General features: G+C 72.1%; 14 protein-coding genes and 1 pseudogene. 5 read left to right on the top strand and 10 right to left on the bottom strand.

What is annotated here, in order from left to right; all coding sequences use genetic code 11:
- Positions 1 to 11: 11 nt before the first annotated feature.
- From purM to ABGB21_RS01885, 3 genes are all read right to left on the bottom strand, one after another.
- Complete coding sequence (purM, locus tag ABGB21_RS01895) at positions 12 to 1,157, bottom strand: phosphoribosylformylglycinamidine cyclo-ligase (protein WP_347654351.1); 1,146 nt, start codon at positions 1,155 to 1,157, stop codon at positions 12 to 14.
- 144 nt (positions 1,158 to 1,301) lie between these two features.
- Entirely contained in the window at positions 1,302 to 2,876 is a 1,575-nt protein-coding gene (gene purF / locus ABGB21_RS01890; RefSeq protein ID WP_347654350.1) for an amidophosphoribosyltransferase, read from the bottom strand.
- A gap of 150 nt (positions 2,877 to 3,026) precedes the next feature.
- Positions 3,027 to 3,380: a sterol carrier family protein gene (locus tag ABGB21_RS01885; protein WP_347676113.1), complete on the bottom strand. Its 354-nt coding sequence runs from the start codon at positions 3,378 to 3,380 to the stop codon at positions 3,027 to 3,029.
- Positions 3,381 to 3,531: 151 nt separating this feature from the next.
- Here ABGB21_RS01885 and ABGB21_RS01880 point away from each other — a divergent pair, with 151 nt between their 5' ends.
- On the top strand, positions 3,532 to 5,574 hold the full coding sequence (locus ABGB21_RS01880) for a carboxypeptidase regulatory-like domain-containing protein (RefSeq protein WP_347654348.1): 2,043 nt from the start codon (positions 3,532 to 3,534) through the stop codon (positions 5,572 to 5,574).
- A gap of 83 nt (positions 5,575 to 5,657) precedes the next feature.
- On the opposite strand, the gene ABGB21_RS01875 is transcribed toward ABGB21_RS01880, so the two are convergent.
- The 4 genes and pseudogenes from ABGB21_RS01875 to purS form a co-directional block, all read right to left on the bottom strand.
- A complete protein-coding gene (locus ABGB21_RS01875; protein ID WP_347654347.1) occupies positions 5,658 to 6,431 on the bottom strand; it encodes a 2-phosphosulfolactate phosphatase in 774 nt (257 codons plus the stop codon).
- A pseudogene (purL, locus tag ABGB21_RS01870) lies at positions 6,431 to 9,052 on the bottom strand (phosphoribosylformylglycinamidine synthase subunit PurL); the annotation flags it as partial. The pseudogene purL and the gene ABGB21_RS01875, both read right to left, overlap by 1 nt.
- 74 nt (positions 9,053 to 9,126) lie before the next feature.
- Entirely contained in the window at positions 9,127 to 9,810 is a 684-nt protein-coding gene (purQ, locus tag ABGB21_RS01865; RefSeq protein ID WP_347654346.1) for a phosphoribosylformylglycinamidine synthase subunit PurQ, read from the bottom strand.
- The gene (gene purS / locus ABGB21_RS01860; protein ID WP_347654345.1) at positions 9,807 to 10,061 is read right to left on the bottom strand and encodes a phosphoribosylformylglycinamidine synthase subunit PurS; all 255 of its coding nucleotides are present in this window, start codon (positions 10,059 to 10,061) and stop codon (positions 9,807 to 9,809) included. Before purS ends, purQ begins: the two co-directional genes overlap by 4 nt.
- A gap of 380 nt (positions 10,062 to 10,441) precedes the next feature.
- Between purS and ABGB21_RS01855 the strand changes: the two genes are divergently transcribed.
- Both ABGB21_RS01855 and ABGB21_RS01850 read left to right on the top strand, forming a co-directional pair.
- Positions 10,442 to 11,134 carry a DUF1986 domain-containing protein gene (locus ABGB21_RS01855; protein WP_347654344.1) on the top strand — a complete coding sequence of 231 codons (693 nt, stop codon included), beginning with the start codon at positions 10,442 to 10,444 and terminating at the stop codon, positions 11,132 to 11,134.
- Between the two features lie 366 nt (positions 11,135 to 11,500).
- Positions 11,501 to 11,959, top strand: coding sequence for a heavy metal-binding domain-containing protein (locus ABGB21_RS01850; protein ID WP_347654343.1), 459 nt, complete (start codon positions 11,501 to 11,503; stop codon positions 11,957 to 11,959).
- Here the strand turns inward: ABGB21_RS01850 and ABGB21_RS01845 are convergent, their stop codons facing one another.
- The gene (locus ABGB21_RS01845) at positions 11,960 to 12,868 is read right to left on the bottom strand and encodes a MerR family transcriptional regulator (protein WP_347676111.1); all 909 of its coding nucleotides are present in this window, start codon (positions 12,866 to 12,868) and stop codon (positions 11,960 to 11,962) included.
- Positions 12,869 to 13,110: 242 nt separating this feature from the next.
- On the opposite strand from ABGB21_RS01845, the gene ABGB21_RS01840 reads away from it, so the two are divergent.
- Both ABGB21_RS01840 and ABGB21_RS01835 read left to right on the top strand, forming a co-directional pair.
- Positions 13,111 to 13,827: an SDR family oxidoreductase gene (locus ABGB21_RS01840; RefSeq protein WP_347676370.1), complete on the top strand. Its 717-nt coding sequence runs from the start codon at positions 13,111 to 13,113 to the stop codon at positions 13,825 to 13,827.
- A gap of 18 nt (positions 13,828 to 13,845) precedes the next feature.
- Complete coding sequence (locus ABGB21_RS01835; protein ID WP_347676109.1) at positions 13,846 to 14,331, top strand: MerR family transcriptional regulator; 486 nt, start codon at positions 13,846 to 13,848, stop codon at positions 14,329 to 14,331.
- 63 nt (positions 14,332 to 14,394) lie between these two features.
- Here ABGB21_RS01835 and purB read toward each other — a convergent pair whose 3' ends face one another.
- Positions 14,395 to 15,819, bottom strand: coding sequence for an adenylosuccinate lyase (purB, locus tag ABGB21_RS01830; RefSeq protein ID WP_347654341.1), 1,425 nt, complete (start codon positions 15,817 to 15,819; stop codon positions 14,395 to 14,397).
- Positions 15,820 to 15,921: 102 nt separating this feature from the next.
- Positions 15,922 to 16,698 (bottom strand): hypothetical protein, encoded by a 777-nt coding sequence (locus ABGB21_RS01825; RefSeq protein ID WP_347676107.1) that lies wholly within the window; start codon positions 16,696 to 16,698, stop codon positions 15,922 to 15,924.
- Positions 16,699 to 16,845 lie beyond the last annotated feature (147 nt).

Genomic DNA, 16,845 nt, shown 5'->3' with positions numbered 1-16,845 from the left:
ACGTGGTGGGGTCAGCCCCGGGTGTGCTGGCCGATCATGTGCACCTCGCCGGTGCCCTCGATGATCTCGCCCGCCTGCCAGGCCTCGACACCCCGCCCGGTGAGCGTGGCCAGGGCCCGGTCGGCGTCCTCGGCCGAGACGATGGCGAACATGCCCACGCCCATGTTGAAGGTGGCCTCCATGTCCGGGTCCTCGATCCGGCCCTTGGACTGCACCAGGTCGAAGATCGGCTGCGGCCGCCAGGTGGCCCGGTTGACGATCGCGTCGACGTGGTCGGGCAGCACCCGCACCAGGTTGCCGGGGATGCCGCCGCCGGTGATGTGCGCCAGCGCGCGTACCTCGGCCTCGGCGATCAGCTTGAGGCAGTCCTGGGCGTAGATCTTGGTCGGGGTCAGCAGCTCCTCGCCGAGGGTGCGCTGCCGGCCGAAGTCCTCGATCACGGTGTCCAGCCGCATCCGGCCGGCGCCGAGCAGCACGTGCCGGACCAGGGAGTAGCCGTTCGAGTGCAGCCCGGACGACCCCATCGCGATGACCACGTCACCGACCTCGACCCGCTCCGGGCGGAGGATCTCGCTTTCCTCGACCACCCCGACACCGGTGGCGGAGATGTCGTACTCGTCGGGGCGGAGCACCCCCGGGTGCTCGGCGGTCTCGCCGCCGAGCAGCGCGCAACCGGCGTACCGGCAACCGTCGGCGATGCCGGCGCCGATCTCGGCGACCTTGTCCGGGACGACCTCGCCGGTGGCGATGTAGTCGAGCAGGAAGAGCGGCTCGGCGCCGCAGGCGACCAGGTCGTCGACGACCATCGCGACGAGGTCGATGCCGACCGTGTCGTGGATGTCCATCTGCTGCGCGATGACCAGCTTGGTACCGACCCCGTCGGTGGAGGAGGCCAGGATCGGGTTGCGGTACTTCTGGGTGTCGAGGCGGAACAGGCCGGCGAAGCCGCCGATGTCGCCCATCACCTCGGGGCGGCGGGTGCTCTTGACCTTCGGGCGCAGCAGCTCGACCGCGCGGTCACCGGCCTCGATCGAGACGCCGGCGTCCGCGTACGACGTGGTGCGTTTGCGGCCGGCGCGTCCCGCCGCCGCAGTCCAGGGCTGATGGGTGCCAGCCGGCCCGCTTCCTGCACCACTGCGCTCGGTCACGTGCGTCACGGTTCTCCCCTTAGTGGTTCTCGCGGCTGGCCGCGTCGGTCGCGGTCGAGGATCGCTCGACTGTCCTGCTGCCCGGCCGGTGCGCTCCGGACGGGCCGGTCCTGATCGCCGGCCGGAACTCGTCAGTCGCGACCGACGTGGTACTCACGCGTGTGACGGCAGCTCGCCGCCACTGGAACTGTTCACGAACGGCTGACCGGTGGCGCCGCGGGTGGCGGCCCCGACCGGACGGTCGCCCGTCTCCTCCGGGACGCCCCCCGCGACCCGTCGGTCAACTCCTTCGAGTACGTGCTTGCCGATCAGGTTCCGTGCCGGGAGCTCGATCGGGTACTCACCGTCGAAACAGGCGCGGCAGAGCCGGGTCTTCGGCTGCTCGGTGGCGGCGACCAGGCCGTCCAGGGAGACGTACCCGAGGGTGTCCGCCCCGATCGAGCGCCGGATGCCGTCGTTGTCCAGCCCGCTGGCGAGCAGCTCGGCCCGGGTGGCGAAGTCGATGCCGTAGAAGCACGGCCAGTTCACCGGCGGCGAGGAGATGCGTACGTGCACCTCCAGCGCGCCGGCCTCGCGCAGCATCCGGACGATCGCCCGCTGGGTGTTGCCGCGCACGATGGAGTCGTCGACCACCACCAGCCGCTTGCCCCGGACGTTCTCCCGCAGCGGGTTGAGCTTGAGCCGGATGCCGAGCTGACGCAGGGTCTGCGACGGCTGGATGAAGGTACGCCCGACGTACGGGTTCTTCATCAGGCCGGCGCCGTAGGTGATGCCGGACTCGGCCGCGTAGCCGATCGCGGCCGGCGTGCCGGACTCCGGGACCGGGATGACCAGGTCGGCCTCGACCGGGTGCTCCCGGGCCAACTGCCGGCCGATGGCGACCCGGGCGGCGTGGATGTTGCGACCGGCGATCGTGGTGTCCGGCCGGGCGATGTAGACGTACTCGAAGAGGCAGCCCTTCGGCTCCGGCGCGGCGAACCGGGCCGAGCGGAGGCCGTGCTCGTCGATGGCGATCAGCTCGCCGGGCTCGATCTCCCGGACCACGCTCGCACCGACGATGTCCAGCGCCGAGGTCTCGCTCGCCACCACCCAGCCGCGCTCCAGCCGGCCCAGGACCAGCGGCCGTACGCCGTAGGCGTCGCGGGCGGCGTAGAGCGTGGTCTCGTCCATGAAGACGAAGCTGAACGCACCGCGCAGGGTGGGCAGCACCTCCAGCGCCGCCGCCTCGACCGAGAGGTCCGGCCGGCTGGCCAGCAGGCTGGTCACCAGCGAGGTGTCGTTGGTCGACCCGTCCGGGTCCATGCCGCGCTCGGTCGCCTGCCGGGCCAGTTCGGCGGTGTTCACCAGGTTGCCGTTGTGGGCCAGGGCGATCGTGGTGCCCGCGCTGGTGGCCCGGATCGTCGGCTGGGCGTTCTCCCAGGTCGAACCGCCGGTGGTGGAGTACCTCGCGTGCCCGATCGCCAGGTGGCCGCGCAGGCTCGCCAGGGTCGGCTCGTCGAAGACCTGGGCGACCAGCCCGAGGTCCTTGTAGACCACCACGCCCGAGCCGTCGCTGACCGCGATGCCGGCCGCCTCCTGGCCACGGTGCTGGAGTGCGTAGAGACCGAAGTAGGTGAGTTTCGCCACCTCTTCCCCCGGCGCCCAGACACCGAAGACGCCGCACGCGTCCTGGGGGCCGGGTCGTTGGGGGTCGAGGTCATGGCTCAACCGGCCGTCGCCTCGGGGCACCTGCCGCTCCCTTTGCTGAGTTCGCTCGGACTCGCCTGTCGCCCGGGTGATACGGAGTTCCGTCGACTCAACAGTGTACGCGACCCGCAGTTGATACAGAGAGCCACGCATTGGCTGCTTTCAGTAACGGTTAGTAATGAGTGAATAATGTCAAATAGGCAGGTAGGGGGAGATATCCGCGCGAATGCCACTGGTCCGTATCCGACCGTCCTCGACCGCATCCGCCCAGGGCAGCCGACCGGTGGCCAGCAGTACCCAGGTGACCGGCTCCATCTCCACCACGTTCGGTGGCGTACCCCTGGTGTGTCGGGGGCCGGGGCAGCACTGGACCGCGCCATAGGGTGGCACCCGTACCTCGACCGCCCGACCCGGAGCACGCCCGGCCAGAGCGGACAGCAGCGCACGAACAGCGTCACGGAGCGTGGTGCGCTCCGGAGTACGGCCCGCGTCAAGGGCCGCCAGGGCCGCCGTAACCGCCGGTGACATATCGTGTTCCGAGGACATAACGGGACGATACGACTCGCGTTTGTCGCATTTCTCGGCGCCCCTGGGTCGCGCTCGTCCCGTCAGACAAGGCATAGTTGCCGACGGTGTAGTCGTATGGGTTGATCCTCAGCCGGCGAGAGGCCGGCGGGTGAACCGGAAGGCGGTGGACGTGACAACACACCGACGAGCCTGGATCCCACGGGCCGGTGTGGTGATGGCGCTGATAGCCGGCGCTCTCTTCGCTCTCCCCGCCACACCAGCCCTCGCAGCCGATCCGACGGTGACGATCACCGGCGTCAACGCCAGCCTCAACGCCGGTGCGACCACAACGCTGAACTTCACCGTCCGGAATAACAACAACGGCCCGATCCTGCCCGGGACGTCGTTCGACATCACCGTCGGTTCCACGTTCGGCGAGTTGCAGTGCGTCAACAACTGCGACTTCACCGACACCATCGGACCGGGCGAGACGAAGTCCTTCAGCGCCACGCTGAAGGCCGGAAACGTCGCGCCGGGACAGGAACGGTCCGGCGCCGTCCAGATCACCGCCGAGGTGGGTGACGACAGCGCCAGCGCTTCCCGGAACATCCGGGTCAGGGGTCCGGAGGTACAGCAGACGCCGACGGTTGCCGTGGTCTCGGGGAAGGTCACCAACCAGGCAAGCGGTGACGCGGTCGCGAACGCCCGGGTGACGCTGCGCGACTCCGAGGGGCACTCCTACAACACCAGCACGAACGGTAGTGGCGCCTTCCAGTTCACCGGAACGCAGGACCGTCCGATCGCTCCCGGGTCGATCCAGCTGCAGGCGACCAAGGACGGCGTGAGCGAGTCCGTGTCGGTGAACGCCGCCAACGGCCAGCGGGTCACCGGTCGGGGCATCGCGCTCGCCCTCGCCGCCAACGAGCCGACCCCCTCGGCCACGCCGACCGAGGAGGCCGAGGAGGACCCGGCCCTCGAGGACGACGAGGCCACCGACGAGCCGACCGACGCGGCCGCCGAGGGCGACGACACGAACAACGCCAGCAACGAGGACTCCGGCGGCGGCAGCGGCATGCTGCTGATCCTCGCCGGTGGTCTGCTGGTCGCGCTCGGCGTCGGCGCCATCGTGCTGCTGCTGATGCGGCGCCGGGACAACGGCGACGACGACGAGGATGACGACGACGAGGACGGCCCGCGTACCCCGGCGGGTGGCGGTCGCGGCTACCGGGGCGGCGACGAGCCGACCCGGGTCGCCAACCGGGCCGGATCCGCCTCCGACGCGACCATGGTCACCCGGCCGTCCCTGGCCGACGCGCCGACCATGATGCACAACGCCCCGCTGGTCGACGAGTTCCCCGACCCGTACGGCGCACCGCTGCCGAACCCGCAGTCGGGCCCGCCCGGCGGCGGCTATGGCGCCGGTCCGGCCCAGCAGGGCTGGGGCGACGAGGGCGGCTACGGTGCCGGGCCTGGCGCTGGTGGCTACGGCAACGCCCCGGGATCCGGCGCGGGCGGCTACGGTGCCGCTCCCGCCTCCGGCCCCGGCTACGGCAACGCCCCCGCCTCCGGCCCCGGCTACGGCAACGCCCCCGCCTCGGGGGCCGGTTACGGCAACGCCCCGGCGTCCGGTGCCGGCGGCTACGGTGCCCCGGTCTCCGGCGCGGGCTACCCCAACGGAGCCGCCGCCGGCGGCTACGGCGACCGGTTCGACGAGCCGACCGGCCGGTACACCGGTCGGGACGACGACTACGGACAGCCGAGCGACCCGTACGACCCGAACGCCGGCTACGGACCCTCCTCCGGTGCCGGCGGCGGCTACGACGCGACCCAGCGCTACGGCCAGGACGACGGCTACGCCGACGGCGGGGCGTACGGTGCCGCCCGGGGCGGCTACGACCAGCCGAGCGCCGGCGGTGGATACAACCGGGCCGACGACGACAACGGCTACGGCAACGGCTACCAGGACCAGGCCGGCGGTTACGACGCGACCCAGCGCTACGGCCAGGACGACGGGTACGACCAGCCGAGCACCGGTGGCGGCTACGACCAGCGCGGTCGCGGCGGGTACGACGACCAGAGCGGCTACGACGACCGGGCCGGTTACGACCAGCAGCAGGGCGGCGGCTACTACGACGACGCGCCCCGGGCCGGCGGTGGCGGGCACAGCCGCTCCGCTGCACCCCAGCAGGGTGGCCGTGGGGAGCGTCGCTCACTGGACTGGCTGGACGACTGACAGACAACACGTACGACGCTTGACAGGGCCGGGTCCGATCACGGACCCGGCCCTTCGGCTTTCCGCCGGCTGGCGGAGATCGGTCAGGCGGCGGTGAAGGCGCCGTTGCGGAGCACCGGTACGACGTCGGAGGCGCCGACCTGGACGGCGATCTCCACGTCGTTGCCGAAGCCCCGGACCGCCAGTTCCCGCCCGGAGACGCAGCCGCGGACGGCGGCCGGCAGGTCCGGCACGCTGGCCAGGGTGGCCAACGCCAGCGCCGCCTCGACGGAGAGGCCACCGGGGACGGTGGCGAGCACGTCCAGCACGGCGGCGGCCCCGAGCAGGTCCTCCACCCCGGGGCGGATGGTCTCGTCCGGCCACCGCTCGCCCGCCGCGATCACCCCGACCGGCGCTTCGGTTGTGCCGTACCCCTGGTTGACGAGCCAGCGCCCGACGGCGGCGGCGTTACGCAGACAGGCCGCCAGCACCGGCACGCCGGTCGCGCTCGCCGCCGCGCTTATCGCCGAGCCGTTCGGTGAGGGCAGCACGAGGTCCGGTACGACGGGCGCGGTGCTCAGCGCCGCCGGGGAGAGTGACCAGGGGTGTTCCGGGGTGACCGCGCCTCGACCGACCGCCGCCACCCCACCGACCCGGGCCGCGTACGTGCCGGCCTGGGCCCCCCAGGGGAACGGGTGGACCCGCATCCCCCGGGCGACCGCCACCTCCACCGAGGTGGTGAAGGAGAGCACGTCGACGACGACCAGGGCGGCGCAGACCTTGCTCAGCTCGGCCGCGCCGGCCAGCCCCCAGTCGAAGCGGGCTCCACTGCCCGGCTGGGCGTAGACCGATCCGGCGAACCGCCCGGCCTGTCCCATCAGGAGTTCGGCGGGCCGCCCGCCGGAGTCGTACGCTCCCCGGCGGGAGCGGCCGGCTGTTCCGGAACAACGGGTGCCACGACCGGGTCGGTGGTGGTCTCCGCCGGCTCCGGGTCGGCGACGGCAGCCGTCGCCTCCGGCTCCGGGTCTGCGGTGGTCGCCGCCGGCTCCGGGTCGGCGACGTCGGCCGTGGGCTCCGCGCCGGCCAACTGGGTCTCCGCCGCGTCGGGCCCGGCCAGCCCGGTAGCGGCCGGTCCGGTCGCGTCGGTGCCGGTCTCCGTAGCTTCCGCCCCGGTCGCCTGCGGCGACGGCACGGTGGTCGCCGCACCGCCGAAGAGCCGCGGCAGCGTGCCGGTGAACGCGGTACGCAGCTCGTCCAACCCGATCGTGAACTGGTCGCGTACCTCCAGCTCGCCACCGGCGGCGTCGGTCACCCCGATCAGGGTCCACGGCACGCCCCGCTCGACGCAGAGCGCGGTGAACGCCTTCTCGTGGCCACGCGGCACCGCCACCATCGCCCGGCCGGCGGACTCGCTGAACAGGAAGACGAACGGCATCGAACCGGCGGTGAAGCCCTCCGGCAGCGCGATCCGGGCCCCGACGTTGTAGCGCAGGCTCGACTCGACCAGCGCCTGCGCCAGGCCGCCGTCGGAGAGGTCGTGCGCCGACCGCAGGTGCCCGACCCGGGCCGCCTCGGCGATCAGGTCGGCGAGCGTACGCTCGGCCGCCAGGTCGACCTTCGGCGGCACGCCGCCCAGGTGCTCGTGGGTCACCCAGGCCCACTCGGAGCCGGAAAGTTCCAGCCGGGTCTCGCCGAGCAGGAAGATCAGGTCGTGGTCCGCGCCGGTGGTCCGGGCGAAGCCCATCGGCACCCGCTGGTTGACGTCGTCGAGCACCCCGAGCACACCGACCACCGGCGTGGGGTGGATCGCCGCCGCGCCCGTCTGGTTGTAGAAGCTGACGTTGCCACCGGTGACCGGGATGCCCAATTCGGCACAGCCGTCGGCGAGGCCGCGTACGGCCTCGGCGAACTGCCACATCACCGCCGGGTCCTCCGGCGAGCCGAAGTTGAGGCAGTCGGTGACCGCGACCGGCTTGGCGCCGGTCACCGCCACGTTACGGTACGCCTCGGCGAGCGCCAGCTTGGCCCCGTGGTACGGGTCGAGCCGGGCGTACCGGCCGTTGCCGTCCACCGAGATCGCCACCCCGAGCCCGGTCTCCTCGTCGATCCGGATGACCCCGGAGTCCTCGGGCTGGGCGAGCACGGTGTTGCCGAGCACGTAGCGGTCGTACTGCTCGGTGACCCAGGTCTTGTCGCAGAGGTTCGGCGAGGCGATCATCCGCAGCAGGGTCTCCCGCAGCGCCTCCGGCGTGGAGGGCCGGGCCAGCGTCTCGGCCCGGTCGGCCTGCAGCAGGATCAGGTCGGCCGGCTCGCGCATCGGGCGGGCGTACACCGGGCCGTCGTCCACAAGCGACCCCGGCGGTACGTCGACCACGGTGTGGCCGTGCCAGGTGATCAGCAGCCGGCCCGGCTCGACACCCGCCTCGGCGCCGGTGACCTCGCCGATCGCGCTCGCCGGTACGCCCCACTTCTCGGCGGTCTTCAGCACCGCCTCGAGCCTGTCCGGGGCGACGATCAGCAGCATCCGCTCCTGCGACTCGCTGGCCAGAATCTCGTGCGGCTCCATCGAGGCCTCACGCAGCGGCACCCGCTCCAGCCAGACCCGCATGCCGGTGCCGGCCGCGGCGGCGGTCTCGGTCAGCGCGCAGGTGAGTCCGGCGCCGCCGAGGTCCTGGATGCCGACGACCAGCTGGGCGTCGTACAGCTCCAGGCAGGCCTCGATCAGCAGCTTCTCCATGAACGGGTCGCCGACCTGCACCGACGGGCGGCGCTGCTCGCTGGCGTCGTCGAAGGTGGCGCTGGCGAGCACGGAGACTCCGCCGATGCCGTCCCGTCCGGTCTTCGCGCCGAGCAGCACGACGACGTTGCCCGGGCCGGCCGCGGCCTTGTTCTGCAGCCGGTCCACCGGAAGTACGCCGAGAGAGAGCGCGTTGACCAGTGGGTTGCCCTGGTAGCAGGGGTCGAAGACCACCTCGCCGCCGATGTTGGGCAGACCCAGCGAGTTGCCGTAGGTGCCGACGCCGGCGACGACGCCGGGCAGTACCCGGGCGGTGTCGGGGTGGTCGGCGGCACCGAACCGCAGCGGGTCCATCACCGCGATCGGCCGGGCGCCCATCGCCAGGATGTCCCGGACGATGCCGCCGACGCCGGTCGCCGCGCCCTGGTGCGGTTCGACGAAGCTCGGGTGGTTGTGCGACTCGACCTTGAAGGTCACCGCGAGCTTGTCGGAGACCTGGATCACGCCGGCGTTCTCGCCGATGCCGGCGAGCATCCGGTCGCTCGGCGGCGCCTTCTCGCTGAACTGTCGCAGGTGGACCTTGCTCGACTTGTAGGAGCAGTGCTCGCTCCACATGATCGAGTACATGGCCAGCTCGGACTGGGTCGGCCGGCGGCCCAGGATCTGGCGGATCCGGTCGTACTCGTCGTCCCGCAGCCCCAGCTCCGTGTAGGGCTGGAGGTCACCCGGGGTCGCCGTGGCCTGTGCGACGGTGTCCAGGCCGGCCGGGTCGACCGGTGCCGAGGGGTGGTCGGCGAGGGTGGGCTCGGGCTGGCCCATGACCTCACTCTGTTCGATCATGCCGGCGCTCCCGCCAGGTGCTTGAGGATCGAGGTGAAGAAACCGAGGCCGTCGAGGGACGGGCCGGTCAGTGCCTCCACGGCGTGCTCGGGGTGCGGCATCAGGCCGACCACGTTGCCGGCCTCGTTGGTGATGCCGGCGATGTCCCGCAGCGACCCGTTGGGGTTGCCGTGCACGTAGCGGGCGACGACCCGGCCGGTGGCCTCCAACTCGTCCAGGGTGCGCTCGTCGGCGACGTAGCAGCCCTCGCCGTTCTTCACCGGGATGAGGATCTCCTGCCCCGGCTGGAACGTGTTGGTCCAGCCGGTGCCGGCCGACTCGATCCGCAGCCACTGGTCGCGGTTGCGGAAGTGCAGGTGCTGGTTACGGGTCAGCGCGCCGGGCAGCAGGTGGGCCTCGCAGAGGATCTGGAACCCGTTGCAGATGCCGAGCACCGGCAGGCCGGCCCGGGCGCCGGCCGCGATCGTCTCCATCACCGGGGCGAACCGGGCGATGGCGCCGCAGCGCAGGTAGTCGCCGTAGGAGAAGCCGCCGGGCAGCACCACGGCGTCGACGCCGTGCAGGTCCGGATCGTCGTGCCAGAGCGACACCGCCTCGGCGCCGGCGAGCCGTACCGCGCGGGCGGCGTCCCGGTCGTCCAGTGAGCCGGGGAACGTCACCACACCGATCCGGGCGGTCATGGTGCGGTCTCCTCCGGCTCCGCCAGGCGGATCGAATAGTCCTCGATCACCGGGTTGGCCAGTAGTTTGTCCGCGATCTCCCGAGCCCGGTCCAGGTCCGGCTGGCCGGAGAACTCGATTTCGATCCGCCGGCCGATGCGCACGGAGGACACGTCTGTGACTCCGAGCCTCGGCAGCGCATTCGCGACGGCCTGGCCCTGAGGATCGAGAATCTCCGGCTTGAGCATGACGTCGACGACGACGCGAGGCACTGGGCACTCCTGACTGTGTACGCAGTTGGGTGCCGGCCCACGATGGGGCGAGCGGAGCCAGCCTACCCGGCAGACCAGGCAGTTGGCGCACGGGCCGGCCGGTGGGCCCGCCGACGGCGACCGACGGCCCGCTCCCGGCGGCCCGGTCGGCGGCCGTCGGGTCTCCGGTCGATCCGGTCATCCGCCGACGCGGCTCCGAAACCTCCCGGACAGGTTGACTCTTGTGGATAGGTGACGAACGGCTTAGCGTGTGGCGTCAAACGTCCGGTCTCAGCCGCCGAACGTTGACCCGTCCAGATCCGTACGGCGGACATCCCCCCGCCTACGGCGGCTCGAACCGACCCGGTGATCCCGGGTGACCCCCCGGAAGGAGCCCCTCCATGCGTCTTCGCCACACGTTGGTGATGCTCGCCACCGCCCTCGCCGGTGTGCTCGTCGCGCCGGCCGCGGCCCCGGCCGCCCCGCCCTCGCCGGGCGATCCGTCGCACATCATCGGCGGTAGTACCGTCTCGTCCGCGCCCTGGGCGGCGGCGGTCTTCAGCAACGGCTCGTTCACCTGCTCCGGCACCATCATCGCGGCGCGCTGGGTGCTCACCGCCCGGCACTGCGTCAGCGGCACGATGTCGGTGCGGGTGGGCAGCGTCAACCGGTCCTCGGGTGGTGTCACCAGTGGCGTGACGGCCGCCTACGGTCGGTACGACCTGGCCCTGCTGAACCTCTCCACCGCGATCAACACCTCGTACGTCACGCTGTCCAGCGCCTACCCGCCGGTCGGCTCGACCAACTCGATCTACGGCTGGGGCATGACCTGTTACAGCAACTGCTCCGCCTCCACCACCCTGAAGACCGCCAGCGTCCAGGTGACCAGCACCAACGTCACCGACGCGTACGGTGGGCGGGCGATCCGCAGCACGCGGATCAACGGCAACGCCTGGCGGGGTGACTCCGGCGGCCCGCAGTTCTACAACGGGGCCCAGGTCGGGGTCGCCTCCACGGCCGACGGGGTGAGCATCCAGAACTACGGCAGCGTCGCCTACAACCGGTCCTGGATCACCTCCGTGGCCGGGGTCTAGGCCCTCGAACCCTCCTCAGGGGTACGGCGCGGACGTTCCCGGCTCGCCCGGGACGTCCGCGCCGCGCCGTTTCAGCCCTCCGTCCCCGCCGCGCCGTTTCAGCCCTCCGTCCCCGCTACACCCTTCGGGCCGTCGCCGGCCCTTCGGCGCCATTCGCCACCCGTTCGGGGCCGGCGCACCCGGTTCGGCGTACTGGCCACCGTTTCGGGTTGCCGCCACCCGTTCGGGGTCCGGGCACCTGTTCAGGCTCCCGGCGCCTGTTCGGGGCGGGGCCACCCGTTCGGGGTCGCCGCCTCGTTTTGCTGAGGGCGACGATGTGACCACGGGCCGCGAAGTGGTCGGGCCGCTCTCTGCCAGCATCAACGTGTGCTGATCGTGACGACGGATCACCTCCCGGGGTACGAGATCCGCGCGATTCTCGGCGAAGTCGTCTCCTCCCAGGCCCGGACCCGGAACCCGTACCGGGAGGGGGTGAAGAGTCTCCGGGGTGGCGCGTACGACCCCAGCGCGCCCGAGAACCTCACCCGCTGGCGTACCGACGCGGTGCAGAAGTTGGGTGAGGAGGCGACGCGGCTCGGCGCCAACGCGGTGCTCGGGATGCGCTTCGACCACCGCGACGTCGGCGAGCTGTGGATGGAACTCTGCGCGTACGGGACGGCGGTGGTCGCCGTCCGGCAGCCGGTCGAACCCGCTCCGACCGACCAGCCGAGGGTCGCCGCGGAGACCGCGCACCCTGCCGAACCGCGCAGCTCCGGTTCCATCGCCGAACCGCCGAGCGCACCGGACCTCGGCAGCGCCGCCGGCACCCCGACGCCACGAAACTGATCAGCGGTGTGCGCGCAGCGCATCGGCCAGCCAGGCGAAGGCGGGGACGGCGGGCGGTGGCGGTGTCCGACCCGCGACGAGGTCCAACAACTGCCAGTACCGCTCGACCGTGGGCTCGGTCACCGTCCCCAGCCAGGCGAGCAGGTCGGTCACCTCCGCGTCGCTGAGATCGGCGGGGACGATTCGGGCCAACAGCACGCTCCCGGCCGAGGACTGCGGCGCGATGCCCTCGTCGACCGCCCGGCCCGCGTACCGGAGTACGGCGGATCGGACGTGCAGACCGAAGTCCAACCGGTTGTCGACTCCGCCGGCGAGCACCAACCGCCGTACGGTCGCCTGGAACTCCTCGTCCGCGACCAGTTCGGCGAGTTCCATCCAGGCATCGACCTGTTCCGGCGTCGGCTCGTCGGGCAACGTCGGCGGCAACTCCCGCATCCACCCCGCGACAACCTCGGCATCCTGGTCGTCGACGTCGGCGAAGGCCCGGTCGACGAACGTGTCGATCAACTGTTGCCGTTCCGGCGCGGACAACCGGGCAAGTCGGTGCATCAGTGAGATCTCCTCCTCGGTCGGGCCGCGCCGGGCGACGGCGCGGAGGACGGTGCGGCGCAGCCGGAGGATGCGGAGTTCGACGTCCACGACCGCGACCTGCCGGTTCGCGACCTCTGCCAGGGCTGCCTGCCCGGACAGGACCCGCCGCACGGCGGTCAGACCGATCCCCAGCTCACGCAGGGTCCGAACCAGGTCGAGGGTGTCGACCGCGCTCGGGGCGTAACGGCGGTGTCCGGCGGGTGACCGACCGGCGGGCGGAAGAACGCCGGCGTCGGACCAGAAGCGGATGGTCCGGGCCGGTACGCCGGTCCGGGCGGCCAGTTGCCCGACCGTCAGGTGTTCCGTGCCGTCTTCCACCCGGTCAACTTGCACCTTCCACCTACTGGAAGGTCAACGCCGTTTCCGGGTCGCCGGCTCGCCCGTCGGCGTCGTGACCCGCCCCGAGGGCCGTCATCCGCCGGTGAGGTGTGGCGCGGATCATGGTAAGGAGTCGCCGTACGACTTGACCCTGCCGTTGACGGCAGGGTTCGAGCATCGGTGTCATGGACACCTCCGCAGCTCAGGACAGAGCCGACCGCGCACCTCAGGACAGGGTCGTGATGGTCACCGGGGCCGGCACCGGCATCGGCCGGGCCACCGCCCGACGGTTCGCCGCCAAAGGCGCGCGGGTGGTGGCGGTGGGTCGCCGCCACGATCCGCTCGCCGAGACTGCCTCCGGCCACGACCGGATCCAGCCGCTGGTCGCCGACGTCACCGCCGACGCCGACGAACTCGTCGGCACCGTGCTGGAGTCGTACGGGCGGCTGGACGTCCTCGTCAACAACGCCGGCATCGTCCGGAGCGGGACCCTGGAGACGATCACTCCGGAGGCTGTCGACGCACAGCTGGCGACAAACCTGGTCGCCCCGATCATGCTGACCCGGGCCGCGCTGCCCGCGCTGACCGCCGCCAAGGGGGTGGTGGTGAACGTCAGCACACCGATCGGCCAACGGGGCTGGCCGGGCAACTCGGTGTACGCGGCGACGAAGGCCGCCCTGGAGACCCTCACCCGCAGTTGGGCGGTGGAGCTGGCGCCGCACGGGATCCGGGTGGTCGCGGTGGCGCCGGGGGCGACCGCCACCCCCATCTCGCTGCACCAGGGCCTCCCGGCGGAGCGGATCGCCGCGATCCGGGAATGGCAGCTGGCCGCCACGCCGATGCGGCGACTCGGGCAGCCCGAGGAGATCGCCTGGGCGATCACCCTGCTCGCCTCGCCGCAGGCGTCCTTCGTCACCGGCACCGTCTTCGCCGTGGATGGTGGTGCCGCGGTGCAATGAGATAAGAATGGCCCGGGGGTGGAAGCTGTGCGGATCGGCGAGTTGGCCCGGGTCACCGGCACGACGCCGCGTGCGCTGCGGCACTACGAGCAGGCGGGTCTGATCGCCTCCGAGCGGGCGGAGAACGGCTACCGGGTCTACGGGACGATCTCGGTCGTCCGGGTCCGCAACATCCGCCACCTGGTCGCCGCCGGTTTCACGCTCGACGACATCCGTACCTTCCAGAGCTGTCTGGACCACGACCTGGCGGCCACGTCCGCGTCGGATCCCGACGTGGCCGCCGGGCCGACGTCTGGCCCGGATCTCCCCGGCGGGGCGTCGCCGGCTCTGCCCACGCTCGACGAGGTGGCGCCGACCCCGGAGTGTGTCGACCGGGCCGTCCAGGTCGCACGTGGCCGCCTTGCCGTGCTCGACGAGCGGATCTCCGCCCAGGTCCGGGCACGCGAGCGGCTGGCCGCGACGGTGCGCCGGGTCGCCGAACCGCGGCTCCCCGAACCCGCCTGATCCGCTGCCACCCGGCCGGGACGCGTCGACGCCCGACGGCGGTTCGCCGGGTGTCGGGGCGGGTCAGAGGATCGGCGCCGGGCTGTACGCGGCGGCCTCGGGGTGGGCGGCGACCACCGCCGCGACCCGGTCGGCGACCGCCCGGACCTGGGCGGTGGCGGCGCCGGTGAAATTGGCCCGGTCGGCGACCAGCTCGTCGATCTCGGCCCGGGTCAGCCCGAGCCGGCCGTCGGCGGCGAGCCGGTCGAAGAGGTCGTTCTCGGCGATCCCCTTCTCTCGCATCGCCAGCGCCACGGCGACCGCGTGCTCCTTGATCACCTCGTGCGCGGTCTCCCGGCCGACGCCCCGGCGCACCGCCGCCACCAGGATCTTGGTGGTGGCGAGGAACGGCAGGTAGCGGTCCAGTTCCCGGTTGATCACCGCCGGGTACGCGCCGAACTCGTCCAGCACGGTGAGGAAGGTCTGGAACAGCCCGTCGGCGGCGAAGAAGGCGTCCGGCAGCGCCACCCGGCGGACCACCGAGCAGGAGACGTCACCCTCGTTCCACTGGTCGCCGGCCAGCTCGCCGACCATCGACAGGTAACCGCGGATGATCACCGCGAAGCCGTTGACCCGCTCGCTGGACCGGGTGTTCATCTTGTGCGGCATCGCGCTGGAGCCGACCTGGCCGGGCTTGAAGCCCTCGGTGGCCAGTTCCTGGCCGACCATCAGCCGGATCGTGGTGGCCAGGCTGCTCGGTGCCGCCGCGGTCTGGGCCAGCGCGGAGACCACGTCGAAGTCGATCGAGCGCGGGTAGACCTGGCCGACGCTGTCCAGCACCCGGGCGAAGCCGAGGTGCGCGGCGACCCGCCGCTCCAGTTCGGCGACCTTCTCCGCGTCCCCGTCGAAGAGGTCGAGCTGGTCGGCGGCGGTGCCGACCGGCCCCTTGATGCCGCGCAGCGGATACCGCCCGATCAGGTCGGTCAGCCGCTCGTACCCGATCAGCAGTTCCTCGGCGGCGCTGGCGAACCGCTTGCCGAGCGTGGTGGCCTGGGCCGCGACGTTGTGCGAGCGTCCGGTCAAAACCAGCTCGGAGTGCTCGACGGCCAGCCGGGCCAGCCGGGCCAGGGTGGCGACCACCCGGTCCCGGACCAGCTCCAGCGAGCGCCGGACCTGCAACTGCTCGACGTTCTCGGTCAGGTCCCGGGAGGTCATGCCCTTGTGCACGTGTTCGTGCCCGGCGAGCGCGCCGAACTCCTCGATCCGGGCCTTCACGTCGTGCCGGGTGACCCGCTCCCGGGCCGCGATCGAGGCCAGGTCGACCTGGTCCAGCACCCGCTCGTACGCCTCGACCACGTCGTCCGGCACCGGCACGCCGAGATCACGCTGGGCCCGGAGTACGGCGAGCCAGAGCCGCCGTTCGAGCCGGATCTTCTCCTCCGGTGACCAGAGGGCGACCAGTTCGGCCGAGGCGTACCGGTTGGCGAGGACGTTGGGAATGCTGCTCACCTCGCCATTCTCGACCATCCCGCCCGGGGCGGCCGCACCGGCCGGGCAGGGGTCCGCAACACCGCCGGGCGAACGCGCCCGGAACCGTCCCGTACGGGTGGTTCAGGGTCGGGTGAGCTGTTGGTAGAGGGCCTGGGCGGCCGGCACGTCGTCGGGAAAGTCCTCGTACCAGAGCGGCGCGCTGGCGAGCCCGATCTCGGCCAGCCCCCGCCGCAGCGACGCGGTACGCCGGGCCGGCGCCACCGAGGTGTCGGTGAGGACCACATAACCGCCGGGCCAGAGCCGGATGATCGGCTCGCCGCCGGGGAAGGCCGCCCGGAACCGGGTCGCCAGCTCCACGCCGAGCACCGGCTGCCCGAGCACAGTGGTGAGGTCGGCGACCAGCAGCACGTGCCGGTTGCCGAGCGGGATGCCGACCCGTCGGGCGTGTCGACCGATCTCCGTGAGCACCGCCCGGAGTTCGTCCACGTCCCGGAGCCGGTGCAGCGACCCGACGCAGCGCGCGGTGTGTTCCGGAACCAGGGTCACCTCGGTCCACGCCTCGACCAGCACCTCCAGCAGGTGGTCGGGTGGTTCGCCCTCCGGCAGTTTGCGGTACAGCGTGCTGAGGTCGGCCACCGTGTCGTCGATGCCCACCCCGGCGGCGGCCCTGGCCCGGCCCAGCCGGGCACAGGCGGGTTGCGGGTCGCGCGTCTCGACGATCGCCCTGGTCAGGCTCTCGACCGCCGGCGTCCACCAGCCTCCGCTCCAGGCCGGCCGCCGGCGTAGCACCGACTCGCGCCACGCCTCGCGCAGCGCCACGGCCTCGGTCCGGAAACGGCGGGCGGCACGGGCTCGGCGCTCCGCGGCCGCCGGGCTGAGTGGACGTTCGTCGTTCATCCGGCGTCACTGCTCCATCCGTCACAGCGGTTCACTCTCGGCTAGACGGCGCCGGAGGCCGATCATGACGAGGGATGCGGGGAATTCACCTCACCTTCTGCCGCCAACGGGTTGCCCTTGGTAGTTTGTCTCTCGTCCGCCGTACGG

Origin of the sequence: Plantactinospora sp. B24E8, assembly GCF_039871735.1 — a bacterium.
Lineage (GTDB): Bacteria > Actinomycetota > Actinomycetes > Mycobacteriales > Micromonosporaceae > Plantactinospora.
This window is presented reverse-complemented; position numbering and strand designations above follow the sequence as displayed.